Below are 16,261 nucleotides of genomic sequence, written 5' to 3' on the forward strand. Positions count from 1 at the left end.
GGAAATTAAACCTGGTTCAGCCGTTGGGCGATAAAAGAGATCAGTTGGCGGGCAATCTTGCCTTTGCTGGTCTGGGCGAAAACGGTGGCGTGCAACTCGCGGTCGATCACGCTGATGGCATTTTCCTCGCTGTTGAAGCCAATGCTCGGGTTGGCGACATCATTGGCAACGATCAGATCGAGGTTTTTGTCTTTCAATTTGCGTGCTGCGTAGTCCAGCAGGTGCTCGGTCTCGGCGGCAAAGCCAACACTGAACGGTCGGTCCGCACGGGTGGCGATGGTCGCCAGGATGTCCGGGTTGCGCACCATTTGCAGGAGCAGGCCGTCACCGCTTGTAGGGTCTTTCTTGAGTTTTTGCGGGGCGACGACTTCCGGGCGGTAGTCCGCCACCGCTGCCGAGGCGATAAACAGGTCGCACGGAATGGCTGCCTCACAGGCCGCCAGCATGTCGCGGGCGCTGACTACGTCGATTCGCGTGACCCGATCAGGGGTCGGCAAATGCACCGGGCCGGTGATCAAGGTGACACGTGCGCCTGCCTCGACCGCCGCTTCGGCCAAGGCAAAGCCCATTTTCCCTGAGCTATGGTTGGTGATGTAGCGCACCGGGTCGATATTTTCCTGAGTCGGGCCCGCCGTGATCAGCACGTGCTTGCCGGTCAGGGCCAGGTGCTGGAAACACTCGGCGGCACACAGCGCCAGGTCGGTGGCTTCGAGCATGCGGCCCATGCCGACGTCGCCACAGGCCTGGCTGCCGGAGGCCGGGCCGAACACCTTGAGGCCACGGCTTTGCAGGAGTTGGGTGTTGGCTTGGGTGGCCGGGTCGCGCCACATGGCCTGGTTCATGGCCGGGGCGATGGCAACGGTAGCGTCGGTGGCCAGTACCAGGGTGGTCAGCAGGTCATCGGCGATGCCCTGGGCCAGGCGGGCGATCAGGTCGGCAGTGGCCGGCGCGATCAGCACCAGGTCGGCCCATTTGGCCAGTTCGATGTGACCCATGGCGGCTTCGGCCGCGGGGTCCAGCAGATCCAGGTGAACCGGGTGCCCGGACAATGCCTGCATGGTCAGCGGGGTGATGAATTCACTGCCACCGCGCGTCATGACCACGCGCACTTCGGCGCCTTGGTCCAGGAGCCTGCGGACCAGCTCTGCGCTCTTGTAGGCGGCAATGCCGCCGCCAACGCCGAGAACGATGCGTTTCCGATACAGACGCTGCATTGGTTTGCCTTTCCAGTTCAGTGATGCCAGTTCAGTGACGCCTGCGATGCCCCCTCCCCAGGGGAAATCGCCTGCAAAAAAGAGGGCCTACGATAACACAGCGTCCGCTTGGCAACAGCGGCGCACATGGCGCATAGCGCGCATAGGGACAGGGAGGTGGGATGAGTATTCGCGATTGGCCAGCAGCAGAGCGGCCGCGAGAGAAGCTTTTGGAGTGGGGCGCGGCAAGCCTGTCGGATGCCGAGTTGTTGGCGATCTTCCTGCGTACCGGGGTTTCCGGCAGGAGCGCGGTAGACCTTGCGCGCCATTTGTTGGCGCAGTTCGGCGGCTTGCGCCCACTGCTGGAGGCCAGCCAGACATTGTTCAACCAACAATTGGGCCTGGGGCCGGCGAAGTTTGCCCAGTTGCAGGCGGTGCTGGAAATGGCCAAGCGGCACATGGCCGAGCGCCTGCGAAGCGACTCGGTGCTGGAAAGCCCCGTGGCCGTGCGGGACTACCTGAAGGCCATGCTGCGCCATGAGCCTCATGAGATCTTCGGCTGCCTGTTTCTTGATTCAAGGCACAGGGTGCTGGGCTTCGAGGCGTTGTCCCAAGGCACCATCGACACGGCGATGGTGTATCCCCGGCAGGTGGTCAAGCGCGCTTTGGCCTACAACGCCGCGGCGTTGATCCTGTGCCATAACCATCCTTCCGGCAGCCTTGAGCCGAGCGCAGCTGATCGAAAATTGACCAAATTGTTGCAGAAAGCCCTGGAAATGGTGGACGTGCGGGTGCTGGACCACATCATTGTCGGGGATGGTGACCCGTTGTCGATGGCGGAATATGGTTGGATGTAGGAACTGGCTTGCTCGGAAAGTTGGCCTGAAAGACGACCACTGTCTATCTGTTGCCCCGCGATCCAGATGTGGGAGCCAGCTTGCCTGCGAAAGCGGCCTGACAGACGACCGCTCTCTAACTGTCACCCCGCGAGCCAGATGTGGGAGCCGGCTTGCCTGCGAAAGCGGCCTGACAGACGACCGCTCTCTAACTGTCACCCCGCGATCCAAATGTGGGAGCTGGCTTGCCTGCGAAAGCGGCCTGACAGACGACCGCTCTCTAACTGTCACCCCGCGATCCAAATGTGGGAGCTGGCTTGCCTGCGAAGGCGGCCTGACAGCCGACCTGGATAGTGGATCAGACCGGGTACATATCCGTTATTTGGAGGAAGGCTGCTATGGGTTCCGCCCTTACGGCGGCTCACTTTGGAAAAGCCGGAATGCCGGCCCAGCCCAAAGTAAGCAAAGGGTTCTTGCCCCAACACTCGGCACCTCGCCTAGGCTCGGTGTACCCGTAATCCGACAGGTATTTTGGCGGCTAAACCGGCATCCCTGCCAGTTTACCCCCCAAGTCCCTGTCGAACTCCGGCCAGCGTGTTTGATGGGGCGCTTTAGATCAAAAGCGGATCAAGAGCAGGATCAAGAGCGACTCGCTTCGCATCTTGGTTAGCTTGGTCTAGATACATACGGCCTTCGTACGGGGCGGTTACGGTTTAACGCTGACTTTGGAGAAGTCCTGCCGGCCGAACGGGCTCACTTGGTAGCCTTCGATGTTTTTGCGGGCCAGGGCAAACGCGGTTGGGTGTGCAAGCGGCAGCCACAGTGCCTGCTGCTGGATCTGCGCTTGGGCCTGCTGGTACAGCTTGCTGCGTACACCTTGTTCGCTGGTGGTCTTGCCGGCGCTGATCAGCTTGTCCAGCGCGGGGTCGCAGTAGCGGGCGAAGTTGGTGCCGGATTTCACCGCTGCGCAGGAGAACTGCGGGGTCAGGAAGTTATCCGGGTCGCCGTTGTCGCCGGCCCAGCCCATGAACAGTAGGTCGTGCTCGCCAGCTTTGGCGCGGCGAATCAGCTCGCCCCATTCGATCACGCGGATCTCGGCCTGGATGCCGACCTTGGCCAGGTCCGCTTGCAGCAGTTGTGCGCCGAGGTTGGGGTTGGGGTTCAGCAGGCTACCGGTAGGGCGGGTCCAAATGGTGGTCTTGAAACCGTCCTTGAGCCCGGCGCGGTCGAGCAGTGCCTTGGCCTTGGCAAGGTCTTGTGGATAACCGGGCAGGTCCTTGGCGTAGCTCCAGGTGTTGGGCGGGTAAGGGCCGTTGGCGGCTTCGGCGGTGCCTTCAAACACGGCTTTGAGGTAGCTGCCTTTGTCGAAGGCCAGGTTGATCGCCTGGCGCACTTCCGGCTTGTCCAGGGGCGGATGCTGGCTGTTGATGGCCACGAAGGCGGTCATGAATGCAGCGGTTTTTTCCACTTTGAGTGCCGGGTCGTTCTCGGCCTCGCCCACATCCAGCGGCTTGGGCGACAGGGCAATCTGGCACTCATCGCGATGCAATTTCTGCAGGCGCACGTTGGCGTCCGGTGTGATGGCGAAGATCAAGTTATCCACAGACGGTTTGCCAGCGAAGTAGTCCGGGTTGGCCTTGTAGCGCACCACGGCATCCTTCTGGAAACGGCTGAAGATGAACGGCCCGGTGCCGATCGGTTGGCTGTTGAGCTTCTCCGGCGTGCCGGCCTTGAGCAGTTTGTCGGCGTATTCCGCCGGGTAGATCGAGGCAAAACCCATGCTCAGGGCGGCGAGGAAGGTGGAGTCGGCGTGATCCAGGGTAAAGCGCACGGTCAGCGGATCGAGGGCGTCGATTTTCTTCACCAGCGTCGGCAGTTGCAGCGACTGGGCGTGGGGGAAGCCGCTCTGGGCGATTTTGTGCCATGGGTTGGCCGGATCGAGCATGCGCTCGAAGCTGAAGCGCACGTCTTCGGCGGTCAGGGTACGGCTTGGGGTGAAGTAATCGGTGCGGTGGAATTTCACCTCCGGGTGCAGCTTGAAGGTATAGGTCAGGCCATCCGGCGAAACTTCCCAACTGTCCGCCAGGCTTGGCACCAGTTTGCCGCTGGCCGCATCGTAGTCCACCAGGCGGTTCATCAGCACGTCGGCCGAAGCGTTGGTAGTGGTCAGCGAGTTGTATTGCACCACATCGAACCCTTCGGGGCTGGCCTCGGTGCAGACGCTCAGGTTGCTGGCGGCAGAGGCCAGCGGGGCGATAAAGAGAGGGGCTAGCAATAGCGGTAGGGCAGCGAGGCGCATGTTCGGTTTCCTTTGCAGATCGAAGGCCCATCTGCGAGTGCAGTCTGGAAAAGTCCTACCGTAGTGGTCTGATAGGTAAATGACTAGCCCATTTTTGCCTGTGCTTTTGCGCCAAATGCTGTTTTGATGGCACCTCAGCGCGTTTTGTCGTGCACTTCACCGTGCCCGCGAGCGCTGAAAATCATTCTGTGCGACGAGCGGTCGGCTGTGACAGCGGCCCCTCCTGGCAACGGTTCAGGCGTCTGCCGCCAAGATTTACGCCAGTAAAAACACTCGGGCTGTTGTTGCACCTAGGTCTTTCTGGTATAAAGCAGCGCTCTTTTCTAGGGGCCCGGTTCCTTCGCTTGTAGGTGTAGCCGGTAAGACCCTAAAGAAACGCGGCGCCTGGCGCCAAATGACTGAGAGATTAAGCGGCCAACCCATGCCGGGTTGGGCATGTGGTTTTAGAGGGCTGAGGCATGTCGAGAGTCTGTCAAGTTACCGGTAAGGGTCCGGTGACTGGGAATAACATTTCCCACGCAAATAACAAAACCCGTCGTCGTTTCCTGCCGAACCTGCAGCATCACCGCTTCTGGGTTGAAGAAGAGAAACGTTTCGTCCGTCTGCGCGTATCTGCTAAAGGCATGCGCATCATCGACAAGCGTGGCATCACTGTCGTGCTGGCTGAATTGCGCCGCGCTGGCACAATCTAAGGAGCTATATCATGCGTGAATTGATTCGAATGATCTCTAGCGCCGGTACTGGTCACTTCTACACTACCGACAAGAACAAGCGTACTACTCCGGACAAGCTCGAAAAGAAAATGTTCGACCCGCGCGTTCGCAAGCACGTGATCTACAAAGAAGGCAAAATCAAGTAATTGATTTTCCTCCTTGTGAAAAAAAGCCCGTATCTCACGATCCGGGCTTTTTTTTGCCTGCGATTTGGCTGATCAGGCTTTCTGTTCGAACACCACGTAGATCTTGCGGCAAGGCTCCAGCACTTCCCAAGTGCCACTGAACCCGGCAGGGATCACAAAGCGGTCGCCGGCGCGCAAGGTCTTGGCATTGCCATCGGCATCACGCAGCACGGACACGCCCTGCACAATCTCGCAGTACTCATGCTCGGTGTAATTGACCTTCCACTGCCCGACTTCGCCTTCCCAAACGCCGGCACTCATCTGGCCGCACGGGCTGTTGTAGTGGTTGTAGATCGTTTGCTCGGGATCGCCCTTGAGGATTTTTTCGGCAGCGGGGCGGTAGCGGTCTGGGGCGGTGCTGGCTTGGCTGAAGTCGACGATGTCCTGGATGCTCATGTGCGTGTCCCGTCTGGCCTGCGGTTGGAGAGCCCAAAGTCTATGTTTATTAAAATGAACATCGCAAGGGCGTTTACTGGCGTTATGTCAAATATATTGAAACACCCCCAGCCGCTGGTTTAGGGTGGCAGCTGCCTTGAGCCGAACAGCTGGCTGGCGGGGCAAGCATTCTTTGAGGCTGCCGGGGCACATCGCCTGGCCCTTGTATTCAATAAGAGGAGGACACTCGCATGACCACCCTGACCCGTGCCGACTGGGAACAACGCGCCAAGGATCTCAAGATCGAAGGCCGTGCCTACATCAATGGCGAGTACACCGCCGCCGCTTCCGGTGATACCTTCGAATGCATCAGCCCGGTTGATGGCCGCCTGCTGGCCACTGTTGCCAGCTGTGACGCCGCCGATGCCCAGCGCGCCGTGGAAAACGCGCGTGCCACGTTCAATTCCGGCGTGTGGTCGCGCCTGGCGCCGGCCAAACGCAAGTCCGCCATGATCCGTTTCGCCGCGTTGCTCAAGGCCAATGCCGAAGAGCTGGCGCTGCTCGAAACCCTGGACATGGGCAAGCCGATCAGCGACTCCCTGAACATCGACGTACCCGGCGCGGCGAATGCCCTGAGCTGGAGCGGCGAAGCGATCGACAAGATCTACGACGAAGTCGCGGCTACCCCGCACGACCAACTGGGCCTGGTGACCCGTGAGCCGGTTGGCGTCGTCGGCGCCATCGTGCCGTGGAACTTCCCGCTGATGATGGCCTGCTGGAAACTGGGCCCGGCGCTGTCCACTGGTAACTCGGTGATCCTCAAGCCGTCCGAAAAATCCCCGCTGACTGCCATCCGCATCGCGGCCCTGGCCGTTGAGGCCGGTATTCCAAAAGGCGTGTTCAACGTGCTGCCGGGCTACGGCCACACGGTCGGCAACGCGCTGGCACTGCACATGGACGTCGACACCCTGGTGTTCACCGGTTCCACCAAAATCGCCAAGCAACTGTTGATCCGCTCCGGCGAATCGAACATGAAGCGTGTATGGCTGGAAGCGGGCGGCAAGAGCCCGAACATCGTGTTTGCCGACGCGCCGGACCTGCAAGCCGCCGCCGAATCCGCCGCCGGTGCCATTGCCTTCAACCAGGGTGAGGTCTGCACCGCAGGTTCGCGTCTGCTGGTGGAGCGCTCCATCAAGGACAAATTCCTGCCACTGGTGATCGAGGCCCTCAAAGGCTGGAAGCCCGGCAACCCACTGGACCCGGCCACCAATGTGGGCGCATTGGTAGACACCCAGCAGATGAACACCGTGCTCTCGTACATCGAAGCCGGGCATGCCGACGGCGCCAAGTTGGTCGCCGGTGGCAAGCGCACCCTGGAAGAAACTGGCGGCACTTACGTCGAACCGACGATTTTCGACGGTGTGACCAACGCGATGAAGATCGCCCAGGAAGAGATCTTTGGTCCGGTCCTGTCGGTGATCACGTTCGACAGTGCCGAGGAAGCGGTCGCCATTGCCAACGACACCCAATACGGCCTGGCCGCAGCGGTGTGGACGGCGGATATCTCCAAGGCGCACCTGACTGCCAAGGCCCTGCGCGCCGGTAGCGTGTGGGTCAACCAGTACGACGGCGGCGACATGACTGCGCCGTTCGGTGGCTTCAAGCAGTCGGGTAACGGTCGCGACAAGTCGCTGCATGCGTTCGACAAGTACACCGAGCTGAAGGCGACCTGGATCAAGCTCTAAGCAACACCGCAGGCCAAATGTGGGAGCGGGCTTGCTCGCGAATGCGGTATGACAGTCACGTATGTATTGACTGGTACGCCGCTTTCGCGAGCAAGCCCGCTCCCACACTGTTTTGTGTGATCTTAAAAACTATCCACAGGAGCGTGGACATGCGTTGGGCGACTTATTTCGCCGTCCTGGCCTCGGTGCTCAGCGTCGGCCTGGCGCTGGGTGTCAGCATGCCGCTGGTGTCCCTGCGCCTTGAAAGCTGGGGTTATGGCAGTTTCGCCATCGGTGTGATGGCGGCGATGCCGGCTTTTGGCGTGCTGCTCGGCGCGAAGGTGTCGAGTCGCCTGGCTTCATGGCTCGGCACCGCCAACCTCATGCGCCTGTGCCTGTGGGCGGGCGCGGTCTCCATCGGTTTGCTGGCGGTCTTGCCCAGCTATCCGGTCTGGCTGGTATTGCGGCTGATGATCGGCGTGATCCTCACCATCGTGTTTATCCTCGGCGAAAGCTGGATCAACCAGTTGGTGGTGGAGCATTGGCGCGGCCGGCTGGTGGCGCTGTACGGCTGCAGCTATGCCTTGAGCCAGCTGTCGGGCCCGTTGTTGCTGGGGCTGATCGGCACCGACCATGACTACGGTTTCTGGGTGGGCGTAGGCTTGCTGATGGTTGCGCCGCTGTTGCTGCTGGGGCGCTCCGGCGCGCCGAGCGCCGAGTCGTTCAGCGTAACCTTCGCGCAACTGTGGCGCTTCTGCCTGAGCCTCCCCGCGATCGCCTGGGCGGTGGCTTTGTTCGCCGCCTTTGAGGCGATGATCCTCACGTTGCTGCCGGTGTACTGCCTGCAGCAGGGATTCACCGCCGAAATGGCCCTGGCCATGGTCAGTACAGTGGTGGTCGGCGATGCGCTGCTGCAACTGCCCATCGGGGCGCTGGCCGACTACCTGCCTCGGCGCACGTTGTTCCTGAGCTGTGCTGTGTTGTTGCTGGCATCGAGCCTGGCGATTCCTCTGCTGATGCACACGCCGTTGATCTGGCCGATCTGGGTGGTGTTCGGTGCAAGTGCTGGAGGCCTGTTCACCTTGTCGCTGATCCTGATCGGCGAGCGTTACCGCGACGACGCGCTGGTGCGCGCCAATGCCCACGTGGCGCAATTGTGGGGTATCGGCTGCCTGGTCGGTCCCTTGGTGGCCGGTGCTGGCAGCCAGTGGATCAGCGGCCATGCGCTGCCGCTGCTGATGGCAGCCGGTGCGCTGGGCCTGGTGCTGTTGTTGCTGCGCCAAGGTGCATTCGGCGCAGCACAGCCGGCCTGATCTGAAAATGCATCCCCTGTAGGCACTGGCTTGCCAGTGATGGCAGTGTGTCAGCCCGCGAATTGATCAACTGAAACGCCGCCATCGCCGGCAAGCCGGCTCCTACAGTTGCTCTGTGTCGTTTTTAGAGCATGCGTTCCAGGCCGACGGAGGTGGCGAACCAGGCATTGAACCGTCGCCACCAACTGCCCGGCTCGCGGGTCAGGGTGTGCAATTGGCCGTTGTCCTCCGTCACCCATACCACCTGGCCATCCTGCAACTTCGCCTCATAGCTCAAGGCCGGCGCCATGCCTTGCAGGGCCAGGTTGCGCACGTGCTCCGCCAGCTCCGGGCTGTCGACCAGCACACCCACTTCGGTATTCCACAGCACCGAGCGTGGGTCGAAGTTGAACGAGCCGATAAACGACTTTTCCCGATCAAAGATCATCGCCTTGCTGTGCAGGCTGGAGTCCGAGCCACGGAAGGTGCCGCGCCGGAACAGGTGCGGTCCGCTGCCAGCGCTGGGGTCGCCCGGTTGGCGGCGCAATTCATAGAGTTTCACTCCGTGCTCCAGCAGCGCCTTGCGATAGGGCGCATAACCGCCGTGCACGGCAGGCACGTCGGTTGCCTCCAGGGAATTGGTCAGCAAGCTGACCGACACGCCTGCATCGGCGCGCCCGGTCAGGTACAGCAGCCCCGGTTGCCCCGGCACGAAGTAGGCCGAGATCATCATCAGCTCGTGATTGACCCCTTCCAGTTCCGGCGCGAGCTGGGTGGTGAGCAGCAGGCGAGGGTCCGGATCGGCCTTGGCCAGTACCTTGCTCGGCGCATCCCACAGCGCCTGGTTCCAGGCCCAGATCAGTTCGCGGCGCCAGGTGTCCATGCGCGGTTGGGTCTGGTAGGTGCGCAAGCGGTTGTACAGCGCGTGGTTCTGCTGGCGCGACTCGGCCAGCGACGCTTCCAGGCGTACGCGGGCAGCGGCCAGGTCCCCTTTGGACGGGGTGTTTGAAACGAAGTCGTCGATGGGCTTGCTGAGGGCACTGTTCCAGTATTGGTCGAAACTGTGGCCCAGTTGCTCCGCCACCGGCCCCACGCTAAGCATGTCGATGTCGGTGAAGTTCAGGTTGGGCTCGGCGTCGAAATACTCATCCCCCAGGTTGCGCCCACCGACGATGGCCACGCTGTTGTCCGCCAGCCACAGCTTGTTGTGCATGCGCCGATGTTGCAGCGAGAGGTTGAACAACCGCCCCATGGCCCGCGTGACGCCTGTGCTGCGGCCCAGGTGCAAAGGGTTGAACAGGCGGATCTCGATCTTGGGATGGGCGGCGAGGGTGGCGATGATCTGGTCGAGGCCGTCGCTGGTGGTGTCATCCAGCAGGATGCGCACCCGCACGCCACGGTCGGCAGCCTTGAGCAGTTCGTCCACGAGCATGCGGGTGCTGATGCCGTCATGCACGATGTAGTACTGCAGGTCGAGGCTGGTCTGGGCGTTGCGGATCAATTCGGCGCGGGCCATGAACGCTTCGCTGCTGTTGGGTAACAGGCGAAAGCCCGAGCGCCCCTGATATGGCGCGGCCTGGGCCTGGATAGAGCGCCCGAACGATGACTGTGCGGCGGGCAGGGCGTCACTGGGGACGCGCGGCGTGCTCACGCTGGCGCAGCCACCCAGGGTCAGGGCTCCCAACAGGAAAAACGGTAATAGCCGTTGAATCATCAAGGGAGTTGCTTCCAGATCAGGGCGGTTGTCGGCATATGACGGCAATTTCCCGCGAAAGGTCAGTCGGCGGTCTCTGCGAGCATCTTGATTGCGGCGGCCCCGACCTTGCGCACGGCTTCTTCAATCTGTGCGGTTGGCTTGGCAGCGTAGTTCATGCGCAGGCAGTTCCGGTATTTGCCCGATGCAGAAAAGATGCTGCCTACCGCTACCTGCACACCTTGCTCAATCAGGAAGCGGTTGAGCTTGAGTGTATCGAAGCCCTCAGGCAGCTCGACCCACAGCATGAAACTGCCCTGGGGCCGGCTGGCGCGGGTGCCTGCCGGGAAGTAGCGGCTGACCCAATCGAGCATCAAGTCGCGATTGCGCTGGTATTGCGTGCGCATCCGCCGCAAATGGGGTTCGAAGTGGCCACCCTTGAGGAATTCGGCAATCGCGATCTGCGGCTGCGTGGCGGTAGAGCCGGTGCTGATGTATTTCATGTGCAGCACCCGTTCCAGGTAGCGACCGGGCGCCACCCAGCCGATGCGCAATCCGGGTGCCAGGGTTTTGGAAAACGAGCTGCACAGCAATACACGGCCGTCTTCGTCGAACGACTTAATGGTGCGCGGGCGTGGGTAGCTGTAGGCCAGTTCGCCATACACATCGTCCTCGATGATCGCCACGTCAAAGCGCTGGGCCAGGGTCAGCAGCGCGCGCTTGCGGGCCTCCGGCATGATGTAGCCCAGGGGGTTGTTGCAGTTGGGTGTGAGCTGGATGACCTTGATCGGCCACTGTTCAAGCGCCAGTTCCAAGGCTTCGAGGCTGATGCCGGTGATGGGGTCGGTGGGAATCTCCAGGGCTTTCATCCCCAGGCCCTTGAGTGTCTGCATGGCGCCGTGAAAGCTCGGCGAGTCCACCGCGACGATATCGCCCGGCTCACAAATGGCATGGATGCTGGCGGACAGCGCCTCATGGCAGCCGGTGGTGATCACGATGTCCTCGGCCGTCAGCTGGCAACCGGAATCCAAGGACAGGCGGGCGATCTGCTCGCGCAATTCCATACAGCCGAGGATATTGTCGTAATACAGGCCTGGCAGGTCCTGGCGGCGACTCACGCGGGCCAGGCTGCGTAGCAGCGGCTTGAGGGTGGGCGACAATACATCTGGCATGCCGCGACCCATCTGTATGACATCCTTGCGCGGCACTGCGCGTATCAATTCCAGCACCAGGTCCCACTGGGATATCTCTACCGGTCGTTGGGCCGGGCGGCCGACTTCGGGCAGGGCCGGCAACTCGCGTCCGACCGGCACGAAGTACCCGGATTTTGGCTTGGGCATCGCCAGGCCGTTGTCTTCAAGCAAGCGGTAGGCCTGCTGCACGGTGCTCAGGCTGACCCCGTGTTCCACGCTCAAGGCCCGTACAGACGGCAAGCGATCACCTGGGCGATAGAAGCCCTGTTCGATGCGCGTGCCCAGCAATTCGGCGAGATTCACGTAAAGAGTCATGGCGCTCGCTCCCGGGAGACCAGTACAGATAACCGGAAAATACAGGATTCAGCCCGTCCTGGGCAGTATCTGTATGGATTTAATAAAGATGGGTTGAATCTGTAATGGTTTCGGCCGCCCGCCCATGCTTGTCACTCAAGGCAACACGGCAAATGAGGGGCAGCAAAATGAACGGTCTAAGCGATGTGCGGCTGACGCTACACAGTCTGGAATTGGAGGCAGAACAAGCGCGTGCGACGGCGCCGCGTGATATCAGCCGCTGGAGCTTGTTCTGGCGCCGTCGCCACACGCGCAAGGCGTTACTGCATTTGACCCGCGAGCAGTTGCGCGATGTGGGGCTGACCGCCGAACAGGCGCGTCAGGAAGGCCTCAAACCCTTCTGGCGCGATTGATCACACCAGTTCTTTGAGCCGGTGCCAGAGCATCCCCAGCGCCAGCAGCGGCGAGCGCAGGTGCTTGCCGCCGGGGAAGGTGATGTGCGGCACCTGGGCGAACAGGTCGAAGCGCCCCTGTTGCTGGCCACTGATGGCTTCGGCCAGCAACTTGCCCGCCAGGTGGGTGGCGTTAAGGCCATGGCCGGCGTAGGCCTGGGCGTAATACACATTGGGTTGGTCGGCCAAGCGGCCAATCTGCGGCAAGCGGTTGGCACCGATGCCGATCATGCCGCCCCATTGGTAATCGATTTTCACGTCTGCCAATTGCGGGAACACCTTGAGCATTTTCGGACGCATATAGGCGCCGATGTCCTTGGGGTCGCGACCGGAGTAGTGGCAGGCACCGCCGAACAGCAGGCGGCGGTCGGCGGACAGTCGGAAGTAATCCACCGTGACACGCTGGTCGCACACCGCCATGTTCTGCGGTAGCAGGTTGGCGGCCTGGGCTTGGCTCAACGGCTCCGTGGCGATGATGTAGCTGCCGGCGGGCAGTACTTTGCCGCTCAAGTGTGGGTTGAGGCCATTGAGGTAGGCATTGCAGGCCAGTACCAGGGTCTTGGCGCGTACGTTGCCTTGGGGGGTGTGCACGTTGACTTCGGGGCCGTAGTCGATACGGGTGACTTCAGACTGCTCGAACAGCTTCACGCCCAGTCGCTGCGCGGCGGCGGCTTCGCCAAGGGCCAGGTTCAGCGGGTGCAGGTGGCCGGAACCCATGTCGATCATGCCGCCCACATAGCGGTCCGAACCGATTACGCTGCTCATCTCGTTGGCTTGCAACAGGCGTACTTCGTGGCGATAACCCAGGCCACGCAGCTCTTCGGCGTCTTCGGCCAGGCCTTGCAGGTCGCGAGGCTTGTTGGCGAGGTCGCAGTAGCCCCAGGTCAGGTCGCAGGGAATCTGATAGCGCTCGACGCGTTCGCGCACAATCTCCACTGCTTCCAGTCCCATCAGCTTCATCTGGCGCACACCATCGTTGCCGATCACATTGGCGAACTGGTCCAGGCCATGGCCGACTCCGCGGATCAGCTGGCCGCCGTTGCGTCCGCTGGCGCCCCAGGCGATCTTGCGCGCTTCCAGCAACACCACGCTGAAACCTTGCTGGGCCAGCTCAAGCGCCGTGTTCAGCCCGGAAAAACCGCCGCCCACCACGCACACATCGGCCGTCACTTCGCCGATCAGCACCGGATAATCGGGTTGCGGCACGCTGCTGGCGGCGTAATAGGACGGGGTGTGCCGGGCGCTGGCAGTCATGGGGAGCATCCCTGTTTGGAAAATTTGACGCAGGATACAGTGGTCGGATGAAGCTGTCTGCGCAGGACGTTTTGCGGCAGAATCCACACCTATTCGCCGTTCGGTATGTGTTTCGATGAGTTGCAACAGTCAGAAAATCAGCGCGCTGCGTCGGCAGATTCCTTCGTTCGAGTGCGTCCCCGGTTGCCACGACTGCTGTGGGCCGGTGACCACGTCGCCCGAGGAAATGTCGCGTCTGCCGCGCAAGACCGCCGCCGAGCAAGACGCGGCCATGGATGAGCTGAACTGTGTGCACCTGGGCCCCAACGGCTGCACGGTGTACGACGAGCGACCGTTGATCTGCCGGCTGTTTGGCACCACCAAGGCCTTGCCGTGCCCGAATGGGCGGCGCCCGGTGGAGCTGATTCATCCGCGAGTGGAGAAGCAGATCCATGAGTACATGGCGAGCACGCGGCAGGTTTTGGTTTAGCCCTCTTCAGTCCGGAATCGGCAGGTTAAGGCTCTCCTTCACCTCTTCCATCACGATATAGCTCTTGGACTCCCGTACATGGGGTAGCTTGAGCAGGATATCCCCCAGCAGTTTGCGGTACGACGCCATCTCGGAAATCCGCGCTTTGACGAGATAGTCGAAGTCGCCCGACACCAAGTGGCACTCCAGCACATGGGGCAGTTTCAGCACGGCGCGGCGGAATTCCTCAAAGGTGTCCCCGGATTTGTAATCGAGGCTGATCTCGACAAATACCAGCAAACTTCCCTTCAAATGCTGGGGATTGAGCCGCGCGTTGTAGCCCATGATGATCCCTTCACGCTCAAGCCGACGGACCCGTTCGGTGCACGGCGTGGTCGACAGCCCAACCTTCTCCCCCAGCTCCGTGAACGAAATACGCCCGTCGGTTTGCAGGATGCGCAGGATGTTGCGGTCGATCTTGTCCAGCTCCCGCTTGGTCTGGGTGTTGGTACGCATAGGGGATACGCCTCTGTGAAAAGGGTTTTTGCCGAGAATTGTCGCCAAATATAGGCAGTTATATAGTGAAATGCACTGGCAATTGTTTTTTACACTGCGCTCATCATTGCTCGAATAACACACGTCAGCGGCCATGCCCGCGATGAGGATAAAAAAATGCGCGTTCTGGTCTTGGGTAGCGGCGTCATTGGTGTGACCAGTGCCTACTATTTGGCTCGGGCCGGCTTTGAAGTCGTCGTAGTCGACCGTCAGCCTGCTGCTGCCATGGAAACCAGTTTCGCCAACGCCGGCCAGGTGTCCCCAGGCTACGCCTCGCCATGGGCCGCACCAGGCGTGCCGCTCAAGGCCATCAAGTGGCTGCTGCAACGCCACGCGCCGCTGGCGATCAAGGCCACCGCCGATATCGACCAATACCTGTGGATGGCGCAGATGCTGCGCAACTGCACCGCCAGCCGCTATGCAGTGAATAAGGAGCGCATGGTGCGCCTGTCCGAGTACAGCCGCGACTGCCTCGACGAACTGCGCGCCGAGACCGGCATTGCCTACGAAGGCCGCAGCCTCGGGACCACGCAGTTGTTCCGCACCCAGGCGCAGCTGGATGGTGCCGCGAAGGACATCGCCGTGCTGAAAGAGTCCGGCGTGCCGTTCGAACTGCTCGACCGCGCTGGCATTGCCCGCGTTGAGCCGGCCCTGGCCAGCGTCACCGATATCCTTGCCGGTGCCCTGCGCCTGCCCAACGACCAGACGGGCGACTGCCAGATGTTCACCACCCGCTTGGCCGACATGTGCACGCAATTGGGCGTGGAGTTCCGCTTCGAGCAGGACATCCAACGCCTTGACTATGCCGGTGACCGCATCAACGGCGTGTGGATCGACGGCAAGCTGGAAACCGCCGACCGCTACGTGCTGGCCCTCGGCAGTTATTCGCCGAAATTGCTCAAGCCGCTGGGGATCAAGGCGCCGGTGTACCCGCTCAAGGGCTACTCGCTGACCGTACCGATCACCAACCCGGCCATGGCGCCGACTTCGACCATTCTCGACGAGACCTATAAGGTCGCGATCACCCGTTTCGATAACCGCATCCGCGTGGGTGGCATGGCTGAAATAGCCGGTTTTGACCTGTCGCTGAACCCGCGCCGGCGCGAAACCCTGGAGATGATCGTCAACGACCTTTATCCTCAGGGTGGCGATTTGAACGAAGCCAGCTTCTGGACCGGCTTGCGTCCGACCACACCCGATGGCACGCCGATTGTCGGTGCCACTCCGTTCAAGAACCTGTTCCTGAATACCGGCCACGGCACCCTCGGTTGGACCATGGCGTGTGGCTCCGGTCGTTTGCTGGCCGACCTGATGGCGAAGAAAACGCCGCAGATCAGTGCCGAAGGCCTCGATATTTCCCGTTATGGCAACCACCAGGAGTCCGCAAAACATGTCAATCCAGCGCCAGCTCACCAATGAGCGCATGAGCCAGATCGTTGTCCACAGCGGTACCGTGTATCTGGCCGGGCAAGTCGGCGACGACATGAGCGCCGGGATTGAACAGCAGACCCGTGAAACCCTGGCCAATATCGAGCGTTTGCTGGACCTGGCCGGCACTGACAAGACCAAGCTGCTGTCGGTGACGATCTACCTGAAAGACATCGACGCGGATTTCGCCGGCATGAACGCGGTGTGGGACAAGTGGCTGCCAAAAGGCGTTGCCCCGGCCCGTGCCACGGTTGAAGCCAAGCTGTGCGAGCCGCAAATTCTGGTAGAGCTGTCCGTCGTGGCGGCCCTGCCTTAACAACGATCCCT

Annotated in this window: 16 protein-coding genes; 9 read left to right on the forward strand and 7 right to left on the reverse strand. The window is 61.4% G+C overall.

The features are described from left to right. Window positions 1-5 precede the first annotated feature (5 nt). Window positions 6-1,214, reverse strand: coding sequence for a bifunctional phosphopantothenoylcysteine decarboxylase/phosphopantothenate--cysteine ligase CoaBC (gene coaBC / locus CWC48_RS11360; RefSeq protein ID WP_010207499.1), 1,209 nt, complete (start codon window positions 1,212-1,214; stop codon window positions 6-8). A gap of 161 nt (window positions 1,215-1,375) precedes the next feature. Between coaBC and radC the strand changes: the two genes are divergently transcribed. Next, the gene (gene radC, locus CWC48_RS11365) at window positions 1,376-2,050 is read left to right on the forward strand and encodes a DNA repair protein RadC (RefSeq protein WP_100491882.1); all 675 of its coding nucleotides are present in this window, start codon (window positions 1,376-1,378) and stop codon (window positions 2,048-2,050) included. Window positions 2,051-2,735: 685 nt separating this feature from the next. Here the strand turns inward: radC and CWC48_RS11375 are convergent. Further along, entirely contained in the window at window positions 2,736-4,328 is a 1,593-nt protein-coding gene (locus CWC48_RS11375) for an ABC transporter substrate-binding protein (RefSeq protein WP_100491883.1), read from the reverse strand. Window positions 4,329-4,786: 458 nt separating this feature from the next. Here CWC48_RS11375 and rpmB point away from each other — a divergent pair, with 458 nt between their 5' ends. Continuing rightward, window positions 4,787-5,020 (forward strand): 50S ribosomal protein L28, encoded by a 234-nt coding sequence (gene rpmB, locus CWC48_RS11380; RefSeq protein ID WP_010207494.1) that lies wholly within the window; start codon window positions 4,787-4,789, stop codon window positions 5,018-5,020. Window positions 5,021-5,031: 11 nt separating this feature from the next. Then, on the forward strand, window positions 5,032-5,187 hold the full coding sequence (gene rpmG, locus CWC48_RS11385; RefSeq protein ID WP_003176906.1) for a 50S ribosomal protein L33: 156 nt from the start codon (window positions 5,032-5,034) through the stop codon (window positions 5,185-5,187). Window positions 5,188-5,259: 72 nt separating this feature from the next. Here rpmG and CWC48_RS11390 read toward each other — a convergent pair whose 3' ends face one another. Continuing rightward, the gene (locus CWC48_RS11390) at window positions 5,260-5,622 is read right to left on the reverse strand and encodes a cupin domain-containing protein (RefSeq protein WP_015886527.1); all 363 of its coding nucleotides are present in this window, start codon (window positions 5,620-5,622) and stop codon (window positions 5,260-5,262) included. A 230-nt stretch (window positions 5,623-5,852) separates the two neighbouring features. Here CWC48_RS11390 and CWC48_RS11395 point away from each other — a divergent pair, with 230 nt between their 5' ends. Together CWC48_RS11395 and CWC48_RS11400 are read left to right on the forward strand one after the other, a co-directional pair. Beyond that, entirely contained in the window at window positions 5,853-7,346 is a 1,494-nt protein-coding gene (locus CWC48_RS11395) for an aldehyde dehydrogenase (RefSeq protein ID WP_078050731.1), read from the forward strand. Between the two features lie 149 nt (window positions 7,347-7,495). Then, window positions 7,496-8,638, forward strand: a complete 1,143-nt coding sequence (locus CWC48_RS11400) for an MFS transporter (protein ID WP_100491884.1) — start codon at window positions 7,496-7,498, stop codon at window positions 8,636-8,638. Between the two features lie 124 nt (window positions 8,639-8,762). On the opposite strand, the gene CWC48_RS11405 is transcribed toward CWC48_RS11400, so the two are convergent. Both CWC48_RS11405 and CWC48_RS11410 read right to left on the reverse strand, forming a co-directional pair. Beyond that, window positions 8,763-10,331: a phospholipase D family protein gene (locus CWC48_RS11405; RefSeq protein ID WP_078050729.1), complete on the reverse strand. Its 1,569-nt coding sequence runs from the start codon at window positions 10,329-10,331 to the stop codon at window positions 8,763-8,765. Between the two features lie 62 nt (window positions 10,332-10,393). After that, window positions 10,394-11,818 (reverse strand): PLP-dependent aminotransferase family protein, encoded by a 1,425-nt coding sequence (locus tag CWC48_RS11410; protein WP_100491885.1) that lies wholly within the window; start codon window positions 11,816-11,818, stop codon window positions 10,394-10,396. A 167-nt stretch (window positions 11,819-11,985) separates the two neighbouring features. Between CWC48_RS11410 and CWC48_RS11415 the strand changes: the two genes are divergently transcribed. Further along, the gene (locus CWC48_RS11415) at window positions 11,986-12,210 is read left to right on the forward strand and encodes a DUF1127 domain-containing protein (RefSeq protein WP_100491886.1); all 225 of its coding nucleotides are present in this window, start codon (window positions 11,986-11,988) and stop codon (window positions 12,208-12,210) included. Here CWC48_RS11415 and CWC48_RS11420 read toward each other — a convergent pair whose 3' ends face one another. Continuing rightward, a complete protein-coding gene (locus CWC48_RS11420; protein ID WP_100491887.1) occupies window positions 12,211-13,503 on the reverse strand; it encodes an FAD-binding oxidoreductase in 1,293 nt (430 codons plus the stop codon). Window positions 13,504-13,618: 115 nt separating this feature from the next. Between CWC48_RS11420 and CWC48_RS11425 the strand changes: the two genes are divergently transcribed. Next, window positions 13,619-13,972 (forward strand): YkgJ family cysteine cluster protein, encoded by a 354-nt coding sequence (locus CWC48_RS11425; protein ID WP_028618464.1) that lies wholly within the window; start codon window positions 13,619-13,621, stop codon window positions 13,970-13,972. Window positions 13,973-13,978: 6 nt separating this feature from the next. Here the strand turns inward: CWC48_RS11425 and CWC48_RS11430 are convergent, their stop codons facing one another. Then, window positions 13,979-14,467: an Lrp/AsnC ligand binding domain-containing protein gene (locus CWC48_RS11430; RefSeq protein ID WP_003176896.1), complete on the reverse strand. Its 489-nt coding sequence runs from the start codon at window positions 14,465-14,467 to the stop codon at window positions 13,979-13,981. Window positions 14,468-14,623: 156 nt separating this feature from the next. Between CWC48_RS11430 and dadA the strand changes: the two genes are divergently transcribed. Beyond that, a complete protein-coding gene (gene dadA, locus CWC48_RS11435; RefSeq protein ID WP_078050725.1) occupies window positions 14,624-15,925 on the forward strand; it encodes a D-amino acid dehydrogenase in 1,302 nt (433 codons plus the stop codon). Next, a complete protein-coding gene (locus CWC48_RS11440; protein WP_078050724.1) occupies window positions 15,897-16,250 on the forward strand; it encodes a RidA family protein in 354 nt (117 codons plus the stop codon). The genes dadA and CWC48_RS11440 overlap by 29 nt, the downstream gene beginning before the upstream one ends. Window positions 16,251-16,261 lie beyond the last annotated feature (11 nt).

The sequence above is a fragment of the Pseudomonas sp. S10E 269 genome (genome assembly GCF_002798465.1).
Taxonomy (GTDB): domain Bacteria; phylum Pseudomonadota; class Gammaproteobacteria; order Pseudomonadales; family Pseudomonadaceae; genus Aquipseudomonas; species Aquipseudomonas pergaminensis.

Coding starts and splice junctions, on each gene's coding strand:
- coaBC (WP_010207499.1), bottom strand. CDS start 1,214: ATGCAGCGTCTGTATCGGAAACGCATCGTTCTCGGCGTTGGCGGCGGC.
- radC (WP_100491882.1), top strand. CDS start 1,376: ATGAGTATTCGCGATTGGCCAGCAGCAGAGCGGCCGCGAGAGAAGCTT.
- CWC48_RS11375 (WP_100491883.1), bottom strand. CDS start 4,328: ATGCGCCTCGCTGCCCTACCGCTATTGCTAGCCCCTCTCTTTATCGCC.
- rpmB (WP_010207494.1), top strand. CDS start 4,787: ATGTCGAGAGTCTGTCAAGTTACCGGTAAGGGTCCGGTGACTGGGAAT.
- rpmG (WP_003176906.1), top strand. CDS start 5,032: ATGCGTGAATTGATTCGAATGATCTCTAGCGCCGGTACTGGTCACTTC.
- CWC48_RS11390 (WP_015886527.1), bottom strand. CDS start 5,622: ATGAGCATCCAGGACATCGTCGACTTCAGCCAAGCCAGCACCGCCCCA.
- CWC48_RS11395 (WP_078050731.1), top strand. CDS start 5,853: ATGACCACCCTGACCCGTGCCGACTGGGAACAACGCGCCAAGGATCTC.
- CWC48_RS11400 (WP_100491884.1), top strand. CDS start 7,496: ATGCGTTGGGCGACTTATTTCGCCGTCCTGGCCTCGGTGCTCAGCGTC.
- CWC48_RS11405 (WP_078050729.1), bottom strand. CDS start 10,331: ATGATTCAACGGCTATTACCGTTTTTCCTGTTGGGAGCCCTGACCCTG.
- CWC48_RS11410 (WP_100491885.1), bottom strand. CDS start 11,818: ATGACTCTTTACGTGAATCTCGCCGAATTGCTGGGCACGCGCATCGAA.
- CWC48_RS11415 (WP_100491886.1), top strand. CDS start 11,986: ATGAACGGTCTAAGCGATGTGCGGCTGACGCTACACAGTCTGGAATTG.
- CWC48_RS11420 (WP_100491887.1), bottom strand. CDS start 13,503: ATGACTGCCAGCGCCCGGCACACCCCGTCCTATTACGCCGCCAGCAGC.
- CWC48_RS11425 (WP_028618464.1), top strand. CDS start 13,619: ATGAGTTGCAACAGTCAGAAAATCAGCGCGCTGCGTCGGCAGATTCCT.
- CWC48_RS11430 (WP_003176896.1), bottom strand. CDS start 14,467: ATGCGTACCAACACCCAGACCAAGCGGGAGCTGGACAAGATCGACCGC.
- dadA (WP_078050725.1), top strand. CDS start 14,624: ATGCGCGTTCTGGTCTTGGGTAGCGGCGTCATTGGTGTGACCAGTGCC.
- CWC48_RS11440 (WP_078050724.1), top strand. CDS start 15,897: ATGTCAATCCAGCGCCAGCTCACCAATGAGCGCATGAGCCAGATCGTT.